The sequence below is a fragment of the Opitutales bacterium genome (assembly GCA_013215165.1).
GTDB lineage: Bacteria > Verrucomicrobiota > Verrucomicrobiia > Opitutales > JABSRG01 > JABSRG01.
In genome coordinates, this window is sequence record JABSRG010000048.1 from 1 (window position 1) to 19,339 (window position 19,339).

Genomic DNA, 19,339 nt, shown 5'->3' on the forward strand with positions numbered 1-19,339 from the left:
TACTGTCTGTGTTTCCGATCATTTCGTTTCATATGATTAGTTCATGCCCATGCCGGGCACACGAGGGCGGCGCTTCGTCGCCGCCGAAAGAGTGGTTGAATTGCTACCCGCCAATTCAAATGCAGTATGCCTCAGTCGAGCTGGTTATCCAGCACAGCCATTTTGATCCTACTTCTCTGCCCGACAGGTTCGACTGGCTACAACTTCAACAACTCCCGCAAACGCTCGGGTCCATTCTCCAAATTCTTGGGCAGGCTCCATTCTGGGTTGCGGAGTTCGAGGGTGTTGAGGGTTCCCTTCATTTTACTTTGGACACTTTTAGCGGCTTCCGCTTCGACGACACCGCCGATCAGATAGACATCCATTGATCGGTCCATGACGGCTTCGATCACGGAAAACGGACCTTTTCCATCCAAAGAGCTACTATCCCATTTGCCCTCGCCTGTAAAGACCAGGTCTGCCTCGGCGAGACGGGTGTCGAGCTGGAGCCAACTGCGGACTAGATCGAAACCGGGGACAATCTGAGCCTCGAGTGCGACGCGCAAGCCATAGGCGATGCCCCCTGCTGCGCCGTCGCCCGGCAGGGAGGACTGGTCCTCCGGGAGGCCACAGGCTTTGGCGAGGAGGGCGCCCACTCGACCGATTTCCTGATCAAAACTGGGGATGAAATCCTGTGATAAGCCCTTTTGTGGCCCGAAGACATGAGCCGCTCCGTTCGGTCCGGTCAAAGGGTTTGTCACATCGCAGGCGATGCGGACAGGGATGGTAAGCCGCGTCTTAGGCGGGCGAATCGTGGCGATCCGCTCAATAGCTGCCGGAGTGAAGTTTTCTATTGCCGCGCCGGTTGCGTCCAACAGCTCGAAGCCCATGACTTGAAGGGCTCCCAGTCCCATATCGCTTGTGGCGCTCCCGCCAACTCCAAGCAGGATGGCATCTGCTTTTTGAAACGCTGCGTGGAACAGCGTCTGTCCTGTCCCCAACGTGGTGGTGTGTCGGGCGTCACGGGCATCGATGGGCACGGACTGGATTCCTGAAGCCTGGGCCATTTCGACGACTGCAAGGCGTTCGACGGAAGCCGGAAAGGCTAAGAGCAACTGGGCCGCATCTGGAAGTTGACTTACCTGCACCCAGCCTAACTGAGCTTCTAGCGGCTCAAAACGAGGCCCCCTTACGTTGATGGTTTCGAGAGAGCCGCCCACCTGATGGGTCAATATCTCGGCGAAGCCTTCACCACCGTCGGTTAGGGGGGTGGTATGCACCTTAGCTTCCGGCCAGCGTTTCCGCACCTTGCCAGCTACGATTTCTGTGACTTCCGCGGCAGTCATCGAGTCTTTAAACTTGTCGAAAGCGATGAGGATGGAATCGGGCATGGGTGAGTATTCTCCGTTTATTGGGATTTGCTCAATAGCTGAAATACGCGAAGATGGGGATAGTCTCAAATTTTGAAAGCAATCGTGCTGGCAAAATAAAACTATTGTAGTCTTGCCGTTCTGTCCGCTCGAGGCCTCGGCTAAGAGTGAAGCAATAGCCAACGACCTGACTGAGTGGATCAGGTACGCATCATTCGTGCAACTTCCCCATTGCCTTCATGGAACAGCTTCATTTCAAACCTTGGATGAGCGCAGAGCTAGATAAGCCGTTGACTGTGGTGGTCACGGGTGCAGCCGGGTTTATCGGATCGCACACGGTAGAGCGTCTGCTTGAACAGGGGCATCGTGTTATCGGGCTCGATAATTTTGATCCGTATTATCCCTATGTCATCAAGCAGCGTAATCTGGCGGGTGCGTTGGCTCATCCGAATTTCACCTTCCACGTCGCCGATATCACGCGCCAAGAATCACTGGAAACCGCGCTGACTGGCGTGGATGCGGATGTCATGATACACCTTGCAGCGAAAGCGGGCGTGCGGGCCAGTCTGCTCGATCCCATCGGCGTGCATCGCACGAATGTGGACGGGACCCAAAACTGCCTGATATGGGCCAAAGAGACCCAAGTGCCTCAGTTTGTCTTTGCGTCGTCGAGTTCTGTTTATGGCGTCAATCCCAACGTGCCCTGGCGCGAGAGTGATGCCGTCCTCCGGCCCATTAGTCCTTATGCCGCAAGTAAGGTCTGCGCTGAACTGCTTGGGCATACGTATGCGGCACTTTATGACATGCGCTTTGTGGGTTTGCGATTCTTTACCGTCTTTGGCCCGCGCCAGCGTCCGGATTTGGCCATCCATAAGTTTGCGCACCGCATTATGGCGGGTGAGCCCATTACTGTTTTCGGGGATGGTTCCACACGGCGCGACTACACTTTTATCGACGATATCGTCGAGGGTATCGTCGCCGCTGTGCACTACGATGCAGAGAAATATGCCCTCTTTAATCTGGGCAATAACCAAACGGTGAGCCTGAGTGAGATGATCGCTATGCTCGAGTCAGCTCTGGGCAAAGAAGCCGTCAAGGAGGTCTTACCGGAGCAGCCTGGGGATGTGCCCCAGACTTGGGCTGATCTCACGCGCGCTAACGACGGTCTCGGCTATAAGCCCAAAATCGGCTTCGCCGAAGGTATCCAACACTTTTGCCAATGGTTTCGTGAACAATCCTGATCCAGCTCTCCTTTCCGGGCAAACCGCTCTTGATCGCGTCATCGATGGGCTCACCCACGTGCGTGCGCGCGTCGGGGATTCTTTCAGTGCTGCTGTTGAGGCTATCGAATCCGCAGCCGGCAAAGTGGTGGTGTGTGGTATCGGAAAGTCCGGCCTGATCGGCCAGAAACTGGCCGCAACTTTCTCTAGTGTCGGCAAACCGGCCTTTTTTCTGCATGCTGTTGAGGCTCTACACGGTGACTTGGGAGCCGTATCAGCGGGTGATGTGGCCTTGCTTATCTCTAACAGTGGATCCACCGAAATTGTGGCGCTTATTCCTTTTTTGAAGCAGCGGGGCGTCCCCACAATAGCCATCACTGGCAAGGCTGACACACCGCTGGGTGAATTATCTGATATCTGTCTCGAAGCTGGTGTGCCGAACGAGTGCGATGATGATGGAATTGTCCCCTCGGCGAGCACCAGTGCGGCCTTAGCATTGGGCGATGCCTTAGCGATCGCCTTTAAACAAAGCCAGGCCGTCAGCCGGGAAGATTTCGCCAAGAATCATCCGGGTGGCCAATTGGGTCGTAACCTTTGTCTACGCGTCGCTGATGTCATGCAGCCCACAGAAAAGGTCGCAGTGGTCGAGGCAGCTACTGGCCTGCGCGAACTCGTGATCCAACTCACAGATCACCCTCAGGGCGCGGCTCTAGTCAAACACCTCGACGGGACCTTAGCGGGTATCATTACTGATGGTGATGTGCGCCGTGCTTTGCAGTCTGTCGATGACGTGTTTGCGCTCACGGCCGAACAGCTCATGACGGGCTCGCCGCTTTCGGTGGCCCCCAAGACGCTCCTCGTCGAAGCGATCCGCATCATGGAGCACCGTCCCCGACAGATTTCTGTCCTACCGGTCGTGGATGAAGCCCAGACCATCCTCGGTTTACTGAGGATACACGATGTTTATCCGCATCGATGACGGGGCTGCGGGACGGGAGTTTTGAAACTTGCAGAAAGCATTAAAGCAATAAATGTTGCTAGCGTGAAAACGACCATTGATATTCCCGAAGAAGTTTTAAAGCGTACGAAAATTGCAGCGGTTCAGCGCAACACATCCGTCAAGCGCCTCGTGATCGAGGGTCTAGAAAAGGTTCTGGAGAGTGATTCTAAAGACTATCAGCCTAAAGAAGCGCTTCGACGTTTGCGTCAAGGATACGCATTAAAAGGTAAACCACTTAACCGTGATGACCTCTATCGGCGCTAGTCGTTTCCTTGACACGAATGTCCTGCTCTATGCTTATGACCAGAATGCGCCAGAAAAGCGCCGTAGAGCCATGCTATATCTTGAACAGGCATGGAATAACTTAGGATCGACCGCTATTAGTGTGCAAGTCCTGCAAGAATTTCACGTCAATGCAGTGCGTATGGGTATGGATTTGCGTGAACTTCGCTACCTGATAGAGGATTTTTGTCATTGGCCGGTCGTCGACAACTCCATCGATCTTTTGGGTAGATCAATGGACCTCTATGATCGTTGGCAGATTTCACTCTGGGATGCTTTGGTGCTTGCCGCAGCCGAAATGAGTGGCGCTAGTGAGCTCATCAGTGAGGATCTCAATCATGAACAATACTATGGTACGGTTCAGGTGATTAATCCGTTTAGGGTCTGATTTGTTTAATCCTGACCTGGGAGCGCCGAGCTCCAGCTCGGCAGAATGATGTCGGATTTAGAATATCCGTTTTGTGTGAGTTCCTGCATGATGCTTTTCCAATGAATTGGGCCCGTTGAAATCAAAAATGCCTGGGACTCCGGTTGCTTTAAGACTGTTTTGAGGGATTGTATGGGGATGCCTGACATAGAGTGGCCGTGCTTTGAGGCGTCGCTGTCGACGAAGGCGCATACCTGCTTTTGAAGGTCGCTGCCAAGACAATTGAGCAACTGTTGGCCGCGGGGGCCGGCGCCCCAGATGACTATTTTCTTACCGGCTTCGACCTGGGTTAAGAGGCGCGCCGTTAGAGTATCGGGCGCTATGCCTAGGGATGCCGCAGTGTAGTGGGAATAATCGATGGATCGCGCCACCCAATGACGGGCGTCTTGGCGATCCGCCCCTACCGTCTGGGTCTTATCCGAAGAAACAAGGTAGGGACGCTTTGCCAAAGCGTCAGTGGCTGTGGCATCATTTGGCCCATGCTCTCGGAATACCCTATCGTATAAAGCCTCAGACGATGCTGCTAGGCCGCTGCATGGAGCGGGTAGGTCCAGTTTTGGCACAAACCAGGTCCCACTTCCGGATGCTGTTCCTTTTTGGATTGCTTCGCGTGTGAGTCGGTTGGTTTCAAGGATCGAAAGGTAGGGCTTCGGATCTCCTTCAAACTCCGCTAACGCGCCTTCAGCCCAATTCAGGCATAGCCTAGTAAACTCCAGATCATTGTCGAAGGTGCCGGGTCGCCATTGGGGAAAAAATGCTAAGCTGCGGAATGCGAGGTCCATGAAGCATGCGAATTGAGAAAGCGGGTTGGTAGTCTCTATGCCATGCATGGCATAGAGACTCAGGGTCACAGAGGGCGCGCGGTAAGTCTGGAGCACGTAGTGGTGTTCCTTGGCCATGGTGTGGTCTTTGAGCGTGATGGCGTCTTGATGGAAGAGCCGGAGGCCTAGAGGTTTTCTGATGTGATGGCCAACTTTTACCTGAGCCAGTCTCAAGAAAAAATCGTAATCGCCAGCCGCTTTGAAATAGGCGTCGAAGCCACCGAGTTGCCTATGAATTTGGGCTCGCCATGCTATTTGATGCCCTGGGAAATGATGAAGCAGGAGGTCTGGCGCGCAGAAGTCTTGAGCGGGATGGGGTCGTTCCGCGCAATCAGCTACCGTTTCCTCAGGGTCTTGAGAGAGTAGGGCATCGGCGTAGACGAATCCGCATGTAGGTCGGGTTTCTAGAACCTGTACGAATCCCTCCAGGGCAGTGGGCAGGTAGCGATCATCGGTATTGGCATTTGCTAGGATAGGGGCCTGTGCTGCCTTGGCTCCTCGGTTCCATGCTTGATAAAGCGTTTCACGATTTTCAGTACGCAGGTAGCGAATATGGGGGTTGTTTGCCTGGAATTTGCGAACGATGTCGCCCTCTTTTTCAGGTGAGCCGCTATCCACGACGATAATCTCCAGCTGCCCCTTTGTATAGAGCGTTTGCTCCAGCAAATTTGTTAGGCAGCCAGCGATGAAGCTTTCGGAGGCGTAGGTGGAGACCAATGCTGAGAGTCGATAGGCCATCGTGGCTTAGGCAGGGTCATGCAGCCGAGAAGCGACGCCCCCATCCATGCCGATGGTACTGCCAGTGAGAAAGCCAGGCGCCTCGCAGACGAGGTATAAACACAGTTTTGCCACCTCATGAGGCGTCCCAATGCGGTCGACAGGGTGGACTTTTTTAAGGGCCTCATACCCATCCGGATTTCCTTCGAATCCGGCTTTGAGCATTGAAGTTTCAATCGCTGCTGGGCAGATGGCGTTGACCCGTACGCGCGCTCCAAGATCGACAGCCATGGCACGCGTCAAGCCGGACAAAGCCGCTTTGGAGGTAGCATAGGCCACGAAGTTTTTCTTGGTTAAGCTTTCGTGGATACTAGAGATATTAATGACCGCGCCCTGATTGCCTTCAAGTTCGGGTAGAAAGGCTTGGGAGAGAAAAAAAGGTGCTAGCAGGTTTACTTTGAGTGTCTCGTCCCAGGCGGCGTGGGTTAGGCTGTCGACGCCGCCTAAGTTTTGAACGGCCGCGTTGTTTACGAGACCGATTAAGCTCATCTCGCGGGTGTTGAGGATTTCGCGGATGCGGGCAATCAGTCGGTCGCGGCTTGCTGGACTTTCTGCGCATTGTGCAATGTCCACGCGCAGGAGGTTGCCGTCGCCCGCGTCCACGGCGGCTTTATCGAGACCGATGACTTCAAATTTCGATTCTTTGAAGGTGCGGTAAAGCTCCTTGCCGATGCCGCCTAAAGCGCCGGTGATGATAACGGCCTTTTTCATGCTGATTCCTCTAAGAATGCGCTGAGCTTATCGATGGCAATACGCGAGGTGCGTAAGACGGCTTCGATCGTATTCGAGCTGTTGTGCGATCCGAAGACGACGTTGTCCATTTTACGTAGCGGCGAATTTGCGGGTAAGGGCTCATGCTCCATAACTTCAAGGGCGGCTCCTTGAATCTGTCCTCCTTGCAGTGCTTGAATCAGGGCGCTTTCGTCAACAAGTCCGCCCCGGCTTACGTTGATCAAGTAGGCGCTGGGATTCATAGAGTCGAGGACGGCGGTGTTGATGATGTGGAAATTTGAATCGGTCAGATTGCAGGTCAGGATAACAAAATTGAGCGTATCTATTTTTTGAGGCCACTGAGCTCTGCCGATGTCCGGAGTGTCGGTTTCGGTGACGAAGGGGTCGTAGCCCACGATATCCATACCCAGCGCTTTGAGTTTGGGGACAAGGCAGCGGCCAATGTGCCCTAGGCCGAGCACCCCAACGCTTTTGCCGGTGAGGCTCATGCCCGCGGGCTTGGGCCAGTGTCCCGCACGCACGCCTTGATCGATCTGGAATAATCCGCGCGCCAAGCCGATGAGGTAGCCGATTGCCACGTCGGACACTTCTCCTCCAAACGTGCCGGGGGTGTGGCTGATGGGAATGCCCGCGTTCTTGGCTCCCTCAAAGTCTATATTATCGACGCCTGCTCCCCACTTGACTGCGGCCCTTAGGCGACCTGCTTTTCCAGCTCGAAAGACAGCCTCGGTGGCCGGGTCGTCTCCGATGATCCAGCCATCGAAGTCGTGAACCAACTCCAGCAGCTCGGCTTCGGTCAGGGTCTGCTCAAATTCAGGAATGGTCAGCTCCCAGCCCAAATTTTTGAGCCAGTCCTGCATGCGATCCACCTGTCGGATCATCGGTGGACAGGTGCAGAGAATTTTTTGAGTTTTCCCCATTCGCTTGTTAGACGGGATAGTAGTAACGGAGTTTATCTGACTCTGCGTGATGATCTTGAATTTTGTGCCCGCGTGCCCCGCCAAAGAATTAGCAACTGCGATAAAAAAATACCGACAGCAGCGCCTTGGGGCGCCATGCCCGTCTGCCCAGTTTAAAGAGATCTGCTCCCACAGCGACCAGGGTGTAAAACAGTGCGTCTCGGTATGACAAGCGCATGTGAGGAATGATTTCCTTTATGGCAAATGCCTCGCGTTCGTAGCGGCGGAATACCTGTCGCCAAGTTTCATCATGGATGTGGTAGACAGCAGCTTCAGGGCTATAGTGAACTTGATATCCCCCCTCGAAGCATTGCTTGGCAAAAGCCATGTCCTCCAAGCCCGTGAGCGCCTCGTCGTAAGGAAACCGGTCCCATAGATGGAGGCGGATAGCGCAATTGGCATTATTGCTAAAGAAGGGGAACTGCTCGTTTTTGCCCGTTTCGGGAAAATATTTTTCAAAGACACGGCCCTCGCTAAAGCGTGTGGTGAGTCCTGGTAATTGGCGTCCGTAGCTGACGGCGACTTTGGGGTCTTCAAAGGGTGCCACTAAATTTTTGAGCCAGTCCTCTGACGCCGGGACACAATGACCGCTGACGAAAACCGCGAACTCCCCTCGTGCTTGAGCGCAGCCAACATTGCAGCTTCTCCCAAAGCTAAAAGCGTCCTTTGAGATCTCAACCACACGTGCGCCGTGCTCTCTGGCGATGGGAACGGTTTGATCGGTACTACCCGAATCCACCAGGATAACTTCGACCTTCCCTGTGTCCGTTTGGGAGGCAACGCCGTCTAACAGAGCACCGATTAAGCGCTCCTCATTATAGGTCCTGATGATGACGCTGATCATGGTCTCTCGCAGCTAGCCTGTGGCGCACTATATATTCGGCGAGGTCCCAGTCAGCTGGAGTGTCAATATCAGTGGACTCCAGGCGCGGCGTTTCAAAGAGCACAGGCCGACGGCCGATGCGCGCCCTTGTTTCGAGAAAGCTTTCTTGGGTGAAGATGTATAGGTTCGAGTTCTCCTCATACCAGGGTTCCAGGTCCTGGGTGGGGATGAGGTTTTCCGGATCGTGGTTTACCGGGTCGCCATCCTGACTATAAAAACGTGTCTGAAAGCGATTAACCGAAAACAGGCTGTCACAGATGCCTGCCGCGTGTTGTTTTTTGAAAAGCGCTAACCCGTGGCGTACGGTGTCTGCGGTTAGCAGCGGATTCGTCGTATGAGTCATGAGGTAGATGTCTGCAGGGACATGATCCACGTCGTCGGCCAAGACACGGTTCATACTCACTGCATCGCCGCAAATCTCAGGCTTGCGCTCCCGGAGGATCACTCGATCAGTTTCAATGCCGTAGGACCGCAGCGTGTCGACAGCGTCCGTGTTGATGACCACCTGATCGATTTCCTGAACCGCAAGCAGCGTGTCCAATACCCAGCGAAACAGCGGCTTCCCGGCAAACTCCTTGAAATTCTTACCAGGAATCCGCGCGGAGTGGCCTTTCATGGGCAAGAGGGCGACGATGTGGTTTCGAGGCATGGGTGGATCCGGTCGTTTTGAATCAGGGTTTTGTAGAGTCGGAAAGAAACGAACTATCCCAACGGCAGCACTGACAAAATATAATCATGGAATTTGGTGTGTACTATGTCTATATTCTGGGATTGCTTTACTGTTACAGAGCATGCGAGTGAGCTTTCGACAGATCTGATGAGCCGCAGAAGGCGCGGAAGTTCGCGGAAATTAAAGGGTGTGATGAGGTGTCGTAGGGCGATTGCCTCGCAGTGGGCCAGACTCAAGTCAAGCAATGGCTGTCGCCTTCACTCTACGAATGAAATATCGTTTTGATTCGGTTGTGGTCGAGTCGCTCTGTCGGCTCGCGGGTGGCTTGATATGTTTTGATCGCTATATCTATGACAACAAGCAAGGAGGTTTAGGTTTGGAATTTTGTCGGTTATCGCTGATCAACTCTGGGCGTATACGCATACTGATGAACCTATTGTCACACGTTGAATAATCCGATCACCACACAAGCATTGCGTGCGCAGCTCGACTCCCTCCGGGAATTCGCTGAGGCGGAGTTTGCGGCGCAGCGCAGCGAATTTGCACGTTTATGGTCGATGCCCTTAGAGGCGCGCTTAGCAGAGGGACGTTGTGTGCATGGGCTGCGATTTGAACGTAAGACCATGGAGGGGCAGTATCTTTTTAGTTATGAGGAAAATGATACCGACTTCAGAGAAGGGGATTACCTCAGGTTGAGTGAGGGTGATCCGCTGAGCCCGCTGACTGACTGTATTCTCGTGGCTGAAGATCCACCTTATCTGACCCTTGATTTTAGCGGAAAGGGAAAGGATTTTCTCCGCTACAGGGATTTGTGTTTAGATGCATCGTATTTCGATCTGGAACAGATCGTTCTTCAGGGTATCGATCAACTGGGGGCGACGCTTCGAGGACGTGAGCGTATCCTGCCTCTGCTTTTAGGTGACGCCGTCGTAGACGAGGTCGATCAGACCAGCTTTGACGAGGCGTGGTTGGCAAGCGACGCAGCGGATTATAATAACAGCCAGAGTGACGCCATCGCCGCCGGAGCAGCGTCTCAATGGTGTTCGCTCATACAAGGCCCTCCTGGAACAGGAAAGACGCGTGTCCTCGCGGAAATCGTAGCTCAACGACTCGCGCGGGGTGAAAAGATTTTTGTGACGGCGTTTACACACAGGGCGATCCATCAGGCGCTTAAAACTATCAAGCAGGCCTTACCCGATGAGGACCGCATCGTCAAAATCGGGACTTACATCCCGGATGCGGAATTGCCGGTGTCGCAATATGAATCGTTTGCAGAGTCCCCGTTGACTGAGATGACGGGAGGGTATGTTATCGGAGCCACCGTTTTTGCTACGCGCTCGCGTCGTCTAAAAGGGATCGATTTCGATGTACTTATCATTGACGAAGCGAGTCAAATGACACTGCCATATGCCGTCCTGGGTATGCTGACGAGTGATAGCTATGTGATTATCGGAGATCCACAGCAGTTGCCGCCAGTGGTGCAATCTCGAAAGGCGAGTGAATCTCATGAACTTTCAATTTTCAATGCGCTGAACCGCCGTAACGATCTGTCGTTGCTGGACACGACTTACCGGATGAATGCGGCTATCGCGGAGTGGTCGAGCGGGCAGTTTTATCGAGGTGAGCTAAGCTCTTCTCCTTTGGCAGCGGCTCGTAAGCTTGAGCTTCCCTGTGGTCGAGAACCCGCTTGGCTCAAAAATGCATTCGACCCCGAACACTCTCTTGTCTGGCTTGAGCATGATGAAGCGGGCTGCCGTAAGCTATGCCTTGAGGAAGTCGATGTGGTGAATCAACTCGTTACCTGTGCCGTCAAGCATGGCCTGTCTCCGAGCGATTTGGCGGTGGTGACTCCGTTCCGCAAGCAAGCCCGCGCAATGCGTCAGCGTGTGAGGCAAACCTTCCCTACAGACACGGCAGCTGGGAACCAGATCGTAATCGATACCGTAGAGCGCATGCAGGGTCAGGAGCGCGCTGTCATCATCATCAGTTGTGCTGCCAGCGATCACGACTTTATCCGATATATCGCCGACTTCCTTTTCCTGCCTGCACGCCTCAACGTTTCGGTGACGCGCGCACGCTGCAAAGTGATTCTTATATGCAGCAGCCACCTACTCCAGGTCGATTGTATGCACACGGACGATCAGGAAGCTCGGATGGTCTGGCATAATTTGCGAGCAGCATCGGAGGTGATTAAGATTTGAAGTGGCTCGGTTGATTCCAGATCTCAAGGGGCACAAGCTGCCCAAAGGCATTGCCCCGATCTGTAGCCGTTTGAAGGCGATCCAGTCCGATGAACTCACGTGTCGTTTAGCGCTCGGAATCTCGGGAAATAGTCTGCCTGAATTTTTCCTACTCTATAAGGACGTGCATGCATTCCTCGTCTCAGTATCGCTCGCTCAAAGTGCCGATATTGAGGACCAGCTTGAGGGCAACCTATTCGATCAAGCCAATACAGACCTGTTCAAGGAGCAGTTTGGCCTCAAGCAGCGGAACACGCTCGATGAGTGCTACCGACAGATATTGGAGATGGATGGCCATGCGACGGACATTCCGTTGAGCCGTTGGATAATATTTCCCAACACGAGTCAGCATATTCTCGACCGAGCCATACAGGTTCTAAACGACGAGCGTTATACACTGATCGCTAAAGAGGCATGCCATGCGGATGCTCTTTTGGCTCGGATACGCCAGGGCTCATATCGGCCCACGCCCTTACAGGCAGTGAATCGAATCCGAGAGCTCTATCACTCTGCTGAGCTCAAGCCACCTCGCGTGAAGGAGGCAGGAACCAGCTATGGTCCACCGAGGGACATTTTTTTGGATTTGGACCAAGAGTGGTTAGTCAAAGTCGACCTAGATCTTTCGGAGGAGGGGCGTGCGGTGCTGGACTCGAGTCATCGCCTGATTACGGGAAGCGCCGGTAGTGGCAAGTCTGTCATTCTCTTACATCGCGCGCGGCTTCTTGCTGAGATGAATGCAAAGCATCGGATTCTCGTAGTGACGCATAACAAACCGTTGAATGAGTATCTTGCGAATCGTTTCGGTGAGTTGAGCGATACAGCTTCCATCGAATGGACAACCTTTTATTCGTGGGTCGCACGAAACACGCGCTCGACGGTGGAGATTTTAGGCCATGAAAAGAGACGCATAATTAATCAACTACTGAGCCAATCGAGCCTCAAAGGCAGGCTGACGGATTCCTTCATAATGGAGGAGTTTGATTGGATCACGAATAACGACATCCGGGATTCTTCAGAGTATTTTGCGACACTGCGTAGTGGGCGCAAACGTGCTCTACAGCCCTCGACCCGTGCTGAGGTCTACAAATTATACAGCTCTTACCTTTCATTGCTGAAGCAGAGCGGGAAGACGGATTGGCCCGGGTTCGCACTAAATTTTCTCAATGGGCTTAGGCGTGGTGTCATCCGAGCACCTCAATACGACGCGATCTTTATAGACGAAGCGCAGTTTTTTGTTCCCGTATGGTTCCAGTGCATGCGGTACGCTCTAAGGGACGAGGGCCAGTTGTTTATGGCAGCCGACCCGACTCAAGGGTTTCTGGGGAGTGGGCAGTCCTGGCGCCGCGTTTCTGGGCTCAATATTCAAGGAAAAGCCCACACCTTGAGTCGACCTTACCGCAGCACCCAAGAGATTACTGGCTTTGCCGCGAGGTTTTACCGAAGCCGAATTGGGGTCGAAGATGAATCGGTGAACTTGCCGACTTCGGACCAGATAAAAGACCTGAAGACGGGCCCAATTCCACAGTTATTCCAGTTCTCGGCCCAGCAAGATCAAATGCAGTGGCTGGTGCGGCAGATCACCCGAGAGATCGATTCAAACCAGGTGACACCTGACCAGATCCTGGTGCTCTGTAGCAACAATACGCGGGTGTTGGGGTGTGTAGAGATGATCAACCGAAAACGCCCCGGCTGGGCGATCAATGCCAAGGAAAACGGCCATGCGGGAAAGATCCGCGTCTGCACACTCAACGCGGCAACGGGATTGGAGGCGCCTATGGTGTTTATTCTGGGATTAGACAAAATTTTCGAGGAGGAAGACGCCTTAACAACGAGCCCAGAAGACAAGCCCGAATTGATCCATCGCAATACGCGAAAAATATACATGGCCATGACCCGGGCTATGACTTACCTCGCGGTCTGTTTTCAAAGTGATCTAGTGCGGCGCATTTTGACCGCAGAGAGTGTTTACAATGGCCGCAGCGAAAACGTGGCGTCCTGAGCCCTTGCCGACGTGCTCACCCACGCCGCCTGTGTTATCTGTTTTATTAGGACACTTTGCCGAAGTATCTGTGTGCCCCTCCAATTATATAGGGCGCTAGACGGCGGCGCTTCGTCGCCGCCGAAAGAGTGGTTTGATCGCTGTAAGCCAATTTAAATGCAGCATGCCTTAAGGGCGCTTTACCCTTGCTGCTACTGTGAGTCGGTGTGTGACAGGTTTGATAAGCCGCAGAAGGCGCGGAAATCGAAGACGGCGTTTATATTTCGTGGGGTGATCGCGGGAGGGATTGCCTCGGAGTGGATCAGACTCAAGCCAAGCAATGGCTATCGCCATCACTCTACGCAAGGAGTCTGAGCTCAAACCACAGGATATTTACGGTTCTTCGCAGAGAGTAGTGGATATTAGACCCGAGGCTGCGCCATCTTCAAAGCTTCCTCAAAATCAAGCTTCGGAAATACATCCAGCTTCCCGCCGATGGTGGCATCGTAGATCATGCGACCATCGGCTTCGAAGGCATCTTTGGCCAGGCGGTAAAACGCGGCGGAACCCTCTAGGTCAGGGAGGTGCCAGTCCTGGTTGGCGAAGTAGCGGGGGTCGAAGTGATTGGGGTCGGTTTCGCCCATTTTTTGTTTCTCGTGGGGCTTACCCGATGCCGAGAAGGAGTGGTCCACCCCTATCAAAAACACGCGTTTAAAGCCCATGAAGTAAGCCAGTTGCATCGCGGCGTAGGTGACCGTGTTGCCCTCGATGACAGCCTCCGTAGCATCCGCGCTAAACGCATAGGTGTGAGCCGTATGAATAAAGAAGAGACGTTTGGATGCCTCGACTAGACTCTTGCCAGAGGCATAGGAGACAAAGCTGGGGAATGCATAGTCTTCCAATTCATGCGCGGACTGTTCGATCACCAAGGAGTTGATCGCGACATGGTAGGTCGGGCGGAATGGTGAACGCTCGAACATCAAAAAGATTTTGTTCAGGCCAAAGCTGTAAAACTGATTCAATGCGCCGAGATTGGTCAGGTTTAGGGATGGACCATTGCCAATGATGAAGCAGTCTGCGCTCGCATGTCGGTTTTTAAATCGGCTCAACCGGTTAACATGCTTTGTCTTCCATTGAGCAAAATGCTCGAGGTTAGGAGGTGCCTTGGAGAATTCTACCCGATCTGGTGACACCCCCATAGCCAGGAGTTGAGCGTAGATTTCTTCGGCATAGCAGCTGGCGATGAGGATACGACTCCAATTGAGATCCACTAGATCATCGGCGCCCCATACCGGTAAGTCACAGAACCTTGTGCCTCGTTTCATTGGATCATTATCGCAAAACCCAATTATATCGAAGTCACCCCTCATAGCTTTCAGGGCATTTTTTCCAGCCTGGCTGGCTCCGAAAATGATTAGCTTGGTCACGAGTTGTAAATTGACGACAAATTATAAAGATTGCCTAAAAAAATCATCCGAGTTGTCGAACTTATGCGCAGATGAAAGGGCATATCAGAGCTTAGGCAATCAAACAAGATTTCTACTTAGACAGAGAATATGCACGCTACTATCGAATTTGACCGGCACGCGAACCCAAAGCGTTTAGGCGTGCCAAGGCGCTTTGATAAAAGACGCCACTGTGACTATGATTTTTGCGGGTGTCGTCGAACGCGTTTCTTGTGGATATCCCACAAATTGAATGCTATTTACTTTGATATACCAAAGTGTGCGAGCCAGACCTTGAGAAGTGCCTTTGGAGTATTGGGATCACATGCTGGGATTGATCCTACCGCCCGTGCTCTAGCTAGGCTTAACATTACTGATACAGATCAACAGATTAGATATGTAAGCAATGATGTTTATGAGGAAAAATCAGAATACCCAAAGGCTGCTATTACTCTCAAAAATCGTATGCACACCTCAATTCAGTCTCATTCGAAAGCTATTGAAGAAAAAGAATGGACCGTTGGATCACCAGATAAAACGACAGGGTTCCAACTACTAGATCTTTCGCCAGATGATGCCATAGAAGCATTTCCAAATTATTTTAAGTTTACCTTTGTTCGCTGCCCATACCAGCGAGCCGAATCCGCGTATTTAATGATGAAGCGTAAAATAAATGAGCCTGAGACACAAAGAATGTGGCGTAGTTTATTTGGAAATGGAGTGTTCCCGAGGAGTCTAGATGAATTCCTCGAGTATATAGCTCAACGTTCGAATTGCCATTGGAGAAGTGTACAAGATTTTCTACCAGATGTCGAAGGAATGAAACAAATGAACTTTATAGGAACGCTGGAGAATTTTTCAGAATCTCTCAAGGTTCTTAAAAAAAACCTAAAGCTTCAGGCAGAATTTGAATGGTTAAACTCAAGGAATAATTCAGTGAAAAAAAGTAGCCCTATTTCCAAATATTCAAAGGAAAGAATCGCTGATTTGTATTCATATGATCTCGATTTATTTGACCGTATCAGATGAGAGATATTTTAGAGCTAAGGCAGAAATTTGAAGGCAAACGGATTTTCGCTATCGGAAATGGTCCTTCTTTAAATTCGACTCAGTTGGATTTGATTCAAGGGGAATATAGTATAGCAATGAATCGGATATCCTTGATCTACAATCAGACACTTTGGCGCCCCAATTTCTTTGTCTGCTCAACTACAAATGTAAAACGATATGATTGGCGATCAGATATTCAAAAGACTATGGATCTTGGAATCAAATCCTTCATATGGGACCAAATAGGTGAGTTTTTGGACTGCCATGAGAACACATATTTGCTTAACTGTGAATATGGTAGTGAGGTTAGAGATGATCCTCCCATCGATTGGTGGTCCAACGATCTTGCCAAAAGAGTAACGAAGTTTGGGACTAGCATGCTCGTTGCACTACAAATCTGTAATTACTTGGGCTTTCAAGAGGTCTATCTTCTTGGATGTGATTTGGCTTTCAAAAAATATAAAGATGGTGATAAGGACCTGAATCATTTTTCGAGTGAATATGGTACACCTGGACTGGATTACGAGAATTTAAATCGAAATATGATGGCGGCCCATAAGCTTGCATTGAAAGCAAGCAGTCTAACTGAGATGACTATATATAATGCAACGCCCAGCGGGGCTTTGGAAATCTATCCCAGAGTTTCTCTAACTGATGTGTTTGCCAATGTCTGAAGGTATTATAGCTCCGCAGATTAACATCGCTGATGTGGGCGCCTTTGGAGGCGTGGACCCTGGATGGGCAATTATTGGAGACTGTCTTCATGTCTACGGTTTCGAGCCCAATAAGGAAGAGTGCAAAAGACTGATAGATAATGGCTGTGACTTTGTCCGGTCAGTTAGTTTCGTTGACAAAGCCATAGCTGCCTCAAGTGGAATTCAGACTTTGTTTCTTCCAAGATCAGCGACCTGTGCAAGTCTGAGGAAGCCGTTGGATTCTCAGTTCTCAAGATTTTCAAAAATTGGGAGCCAAAGAAATAGGAGAGCATCTAATATAAGAGGAGTTTCAGTTGAGACGATTAACCTCCAGGAATTCGGCCAGAGAAATGGCGTAGTCTTTGATTTTATAAAGCTAGACACACAAGGGACGGAATTTGATATTCTGGAATCATGTGAGGCTGCTTTTTACGACAACTTGATTGGTCTGGAAGTTGAGGTAGAATTCATCCCACTTTATGAAGATCAGAAGCTCTTTAGTGAAATCGAATTGTTTCTTAGGAATAAAGGATTTTCACTAGTAGGCTTGCGCCGTAACCACTGGAAGCTGAACAATGGAACAGACTCAACATTAAGGTCAGGAGGAATGCTCACCTACGGAGATGCACTCTTTTTCAAAACTGAGTTGGTTTCTGGGTATGGAAGAACCGAATCTATTACCAAGCTTGCCTTACTTGCGCTGAGATATGATCTTTGGGATTTAATTGAGTTTTTGATACAGAAAATAGATCTCGATCTACGTGAGTTCGATACATTTGTGGCCAGACTTGATCAACGTTCTAAAACCCATCAGTATCCATCTCATTCTTCTCGCGAGAACCCGCATGAAGTGCATGCAGATCAAAGGTTCGGATTTTAAATCTCAAGATAGCTTTTAGAGAAGAGTGAGTCTAGGCCTATTTGAAGCTCATCAACAAGCTCTCTTTGCGAGGCATTTACGCAACGCGATTTGAGAAAAATAAATACAGGCCATCGAAAATGAGATGGAAGTGAGTTAATAATTTCTTGGGATTGATGTCTGTTTTCGTCTGGGCGTTTTGCTATACCAGAAAGACTTTTTAGTAATTTTGCATCTTTTTCGTCAATTGTCGAAAGCAAGTCTTCAGCTGCGCTAAAGTATTTTTCACTATCTTGATTTTTCGCCATCAAGCTCGTACCAATAGAGACATTTGATAGAAAATGTATTAATCGATTTTTTTTGGGTAACTGAACAAATTCATCTGGATTCGATGAAGCGTTAAAAATTATGCACAAATTATATAAATAGATCATAATTAGCGGTGGATTCTTGCTACTATCTATAAATTTTTTTAAAAATATTTCGATCAATGAGATGGTTTCTCGGTACTTTTCAAAAGATTGCGCTCTGAACTTTGTCAACGGATCGTGATGGCAAAAAAAGACACAGGCAAACGCGAGTCCGAGCTTATGCTTGTGCAATTCTTTGTTATCGAAATCGAGAAGTATGGCACACAATTCGGGGAGAAGTAGAATTTGCTCCAGAGCAGTATCCCTTGGTCTTAATGACTTATTTGAAATAAAATCATAAATATCTTCATTTAGGGATCTTTCAGATTTTTTGGAATTTCGGGTTGCGGCGAGCGATTTTATTTGCCTTTCTACTTTATTGACGCTTGAACGTAGCTTAAAACCACTAAAAAAGAGAGATAAAGAGCCAGTATTCGTTGTATCAAAAAATTCGAATTTGTCCGTAGGGATTCTGAGACATAGAATTTTTACACTTAAGTACTTCTCTTTTAGGCTATTTATTTCTAAAATGCTTTGAGAGTCAGTAATTATTATATCATTTACAGTGATTTTTGGTTGAGGATCTTCCCGGTATTCAAGCAAGTTTATACCGAGGTTATTTGTTATTTTCTTTAATATTAATATTCCTGTAGCCAAATCCTGATTTTGATTTTCACTGCGGTGCAGGTAAAATGCCGGCTTTTCCTTGTAATTTATTCTAGAGTCTGGAATCGATTCGATCTTAACACATCTCAAAAAATAAAGCGTTAGTAATTGGTGGGTTCGATAGGCTGAATTAGTTAGAGGGCATGTCCGAGTGATTATATGGTTTGCACCAAAAGATGACTGGTTGTCCGCTACAGATCGAATAAGCTTCTCATCGGAAAGAATGATAGTTCTGCCTGAATGGGTAAGGACATCTTGCTCATTGTGAATCAAAAAGACCGAATCTTTTTTGTTCGTATATTCTTGATTATAACATCCTATAAAATGGTTGATCGCGGCATCTGTAAAATGTTTCATTCGAATAGTGGACTTTCAATGGGTGGCGATAAATCTCCTAGAATCCTTTCGGGGTAGATGTTACTCAACTTGGATTCTGTGTCTGTTATCGTCTCGTGAGATTTTTTCTTGATAAAATATTACACCGGATGAGGCATTTCATTGAAATTGGCTTTCGAAGGAACAGGCTTCGCTACTTTGTCGTTGATTACCTTCACTATTGCGGAGATCAGCTTTGTCAACTTGGTCCCATTAGATGATTTTCTTATCGCATGCTTTATTTGGAACAGCTTGGTTCTGTTGAGTTGTTTTGAGCGTGCGGACGTTACTTCGAATGGAGGATTTATGCTAATGCTTGCTGATAAAAAGTGTATCGGGCTTTTTTCTCATGTTGAAGGTTGTAAAGTAGAAAAATGACATTTAAGTAATTAGTCCCTATCGAGATGCGCCCGCGCGTTGTTACCATTGCCGGGAGCTGCACAGGTTTCGAAGTAGTCAGTCGCGTCGTAAAATGACTGTTTTTCATCGCTGGACCATTGG

At 50.0% G+C, this 19,339-nt stretch carries 17 protein-coding genes; 9 read left to right on the plus strand and 8 right to left on the minus strand.

Annotation, left to right across the window (positions count from 1 at the left end; genetic code table 11):
* Nucleotides 1–197: 197 nt before the first annotated feature.
* Nucleotides 198–1,370, minus strand: a complete 1,173-nt coding sequence (locus HRU10_11055; GenBank protein NRA27768.1) for a glycerate kinase — start codon at nt 1,368–1,370, stop codon at nt 198–200.
* Between the two features lie 245 nt (nt 1,371–1,615).
* Here HRU10_11055 and HRU10_11060 point away from each other — a divergent pair, with 245 nt between their 5' ends.
* The 4 genes from HRU10_11060 to HRU10_11075 are packed head-to-tail and all read left to right on the plus strand — an operon-like array spanning nt 1,616 to nt 4,239.
* Entirely contained in the window at nt 1,616–2,590 is a 975-nt protein-coding gene (locus tag HRU10_11060) for a GDP-mannose 4,6-dehydratase (GenBank protein ID NRA27769.1), read from the plus strand.
* Nucleotides 2,577–3,548: a KpsF/GutQ family sugar-phosphate isomerase gene (locus HRU10_11065; GenBank protein ID NRA27770.1), complete on the plus strand. Its 972-nt coding sequence runs from the start codon at nt 2,577–2,579 to the stop codon at nt 3,546–3,548. Before HRU10_11060 ends, HRU10_11065 begins: the two co-directional genes overlap by 14 nt.
* A 21-nt stretch (nt 3,549–3,569) precedes the next feature.
* Nucleotides 3,570–3,833, plus strand: a complete 264-nt coding sequence (locus HRU10_11070; protein NRA27771.1) for a hypothetical protein — start codon at nt 3,570–3,572, stop codon at nt 3,831–3,833.
* Complete coding sequence (locus tag HRU10_11075; protein ID NRA27772.1) at nt 3,811–4,239, plus strand: PIN domain-containing protein; 429 nt, start codon at nt 3,811–3,813, stop codon at nt 4,237–4,239. Before HRU10_11070 ends, HRU10_11075 begins: the two co-directional genes overlap by 23 nt.
* A 5-nt stretch (nt 4,240–4,244) precedes the next feature.
* Here the strand turns inward: HRU10_11075 and HRU10_11080 are convergent, their stop codons facing one another.
* The 5 genes from HRU10_11080 to HRU10_11100 form a co-directional block, all read right to left on the minus strand.
* Complete coding sequence (locus tag HRU10_11080) at nt 4,245–5,837, minus strand: glycosyltransferase (GenBank protein ID NRA27773.1); 1,593 nt, start codon at nt 5,835–5,837, stop codon at nt 4,245–4,247.
* A gap of 6 nt (nt 5,838–5,843) precedes the next feature.
* A complete protein-coding gene (locus tag HRU10_11085; protein NRA27774.1) occupies nt 5,844–6,587 on the minus strand; it encodes an SDR family oxidoreductase in 744 nt (247 codons plus the stop codon).
* Entirely contained in the window at nt 6,584–7,528 is a 945-nt protein-coding gene (locus tag HRU10_11090; protein NRA27775.1) for a phosphoglycerate dehydrogenase, read from the minus strand. Before HRU10_11090 ends, HRU10_11085 begins: the two co-directional genes overlap by 4 nt.
* Nucleotides 7,529–7,616: 88 nt before the next feature.
* Nucleotides 7,617–8,411 (minus strand): glycosyltransferase family 2 protein, encoded by a 795-nt coding sequence (locus HRU10_11095; GenBank protein ID NRA27776.1) that lies wholly within the window; start codon nt 8,409–8,411, stop codon nt 7,617–7,619.
* Nucleotides 8,383–9,066: an acylneuraminate cytidylyltransferase family protein gene (locus HRU10_11100; protein ID NRA27777.1), complete on the minus strand. Its 684-nt coding sequence runs from the start codon at nt 9,064–9,066 to the stop codon at nt 8,383–8,385. The genes HRU10_11095 and HRU10_11100 overlap by 29 nt, the downstream gene beginning before the upstream one ends.
* 500 nt (nt 9,067–9,566) lie before the next feature.
* On the opposite strand from HRU10_11100, the gene HRU10_11105 reads away from it, so the two are divergent.
* Both HRU10_11105 and HRU10_11110 read left to right on the plus strand, forming a co-directional pair.
* On the plus strand, nt 9,567–11,321 hold the full coding sequence (locus HRU10_11105; protein ID NRA27778.1) for an AAA family ATPase: 1,755 nt from the start codon (nt 9,567–9,569) through the stop codon (nt 11,319–11,321).
* A gap of 1 nt (nt 11,322) precedes the next feature.
* Entirely contained in the window at nt 11,323–13,359 is a 2,037-nt protein-coding gene (locus HRU10_11110) for a hypothetical protein (GenBank protein ID NRA27779.1), read from the plus strand.
* 401 nt (nt 13,360–13,760) lie between these two features.
* On the opposite strand, the gene HRU10_11115 is transcribed toward HRU10_11110, so the two are convergent.
* Entirely contained in the window at nt 13,761–14,663 is a 903-nt protein-coding gene (locus HRU10_11115) for a DUF115 domain-containing protein (GenBank protein ID NRA27780.1), read from the minus strand.
* A 231-nt stretch (nt 14,664–14,894) separates the two neighbouring features.
* Here HRU10_11115 and HRU10_11120 point away from each other — a divergent pair, with 231 nt between their 5' ends.
* Genes HRU10_11120 through HRU10_11130 form a run of 3 tightly spaced genes read left to right on the plus strand, consistent with a single transcriptional unit; the run spans nt 14,895 to nt 17,408 of the window.
* The gene (locus HRU10_11120; protein ID NRA27781.1) at nt 14,895–15,812 is read left to right on the plus strand and encodes a sulfotransferase family 2 domain-containing protein; all 918 of its coding nucleotides are present in this window, start codon (nt 14,895–14,897) and stop codon (nt 15,810–15,812) included.
* The gene (locus HRU10_11125; protein ID NRA27782.1) at nt 15,809–16,507 is read left to right on the plus strand and encodes a hypothetical protein; all 699 of its coding nucleotides are present in this window, start codon (nt 15,809–15,811) and stop codon (nt 16,505–16,507) included. Before HRU10_11120 ends, HRU10_11125 begins: the two co-directional genes overlap by 4 nt.
* Nucleotides 16,500–17,408, plus strand: coding sequence for an FkbM family methyltransferase (locus HRU10_11130; GenBank protein ID NRA27783.1), 909 nt, complete (start codon nt 16,500–16,502; stop codon nt 17,406–17,408). The genes HRU10_11125 and HRU10_11130 overlap by 8 nt, the downstream gene beginning before the upstream one ends.
* Here HRU10_11130 and HRU10_11135 read toward each other — a convergent pair.
* On the minus strand, nt 17,405–18,820 hold the full coding sequence (locus tag HRU10_11135; protein ID NRA27784.1) for a hypothetical protein: 1,416 nt from the start codon (nt 18,818–18,820) through the stop codon (nt 17,405–17,407). The two genes, HRU10_11130 and HRU10_11135, sit on opposite strands and share 4 nt — an antisense overlap.
* Nucleotides 18,821–19,339 lie beyond the last annotated feature (519 nt).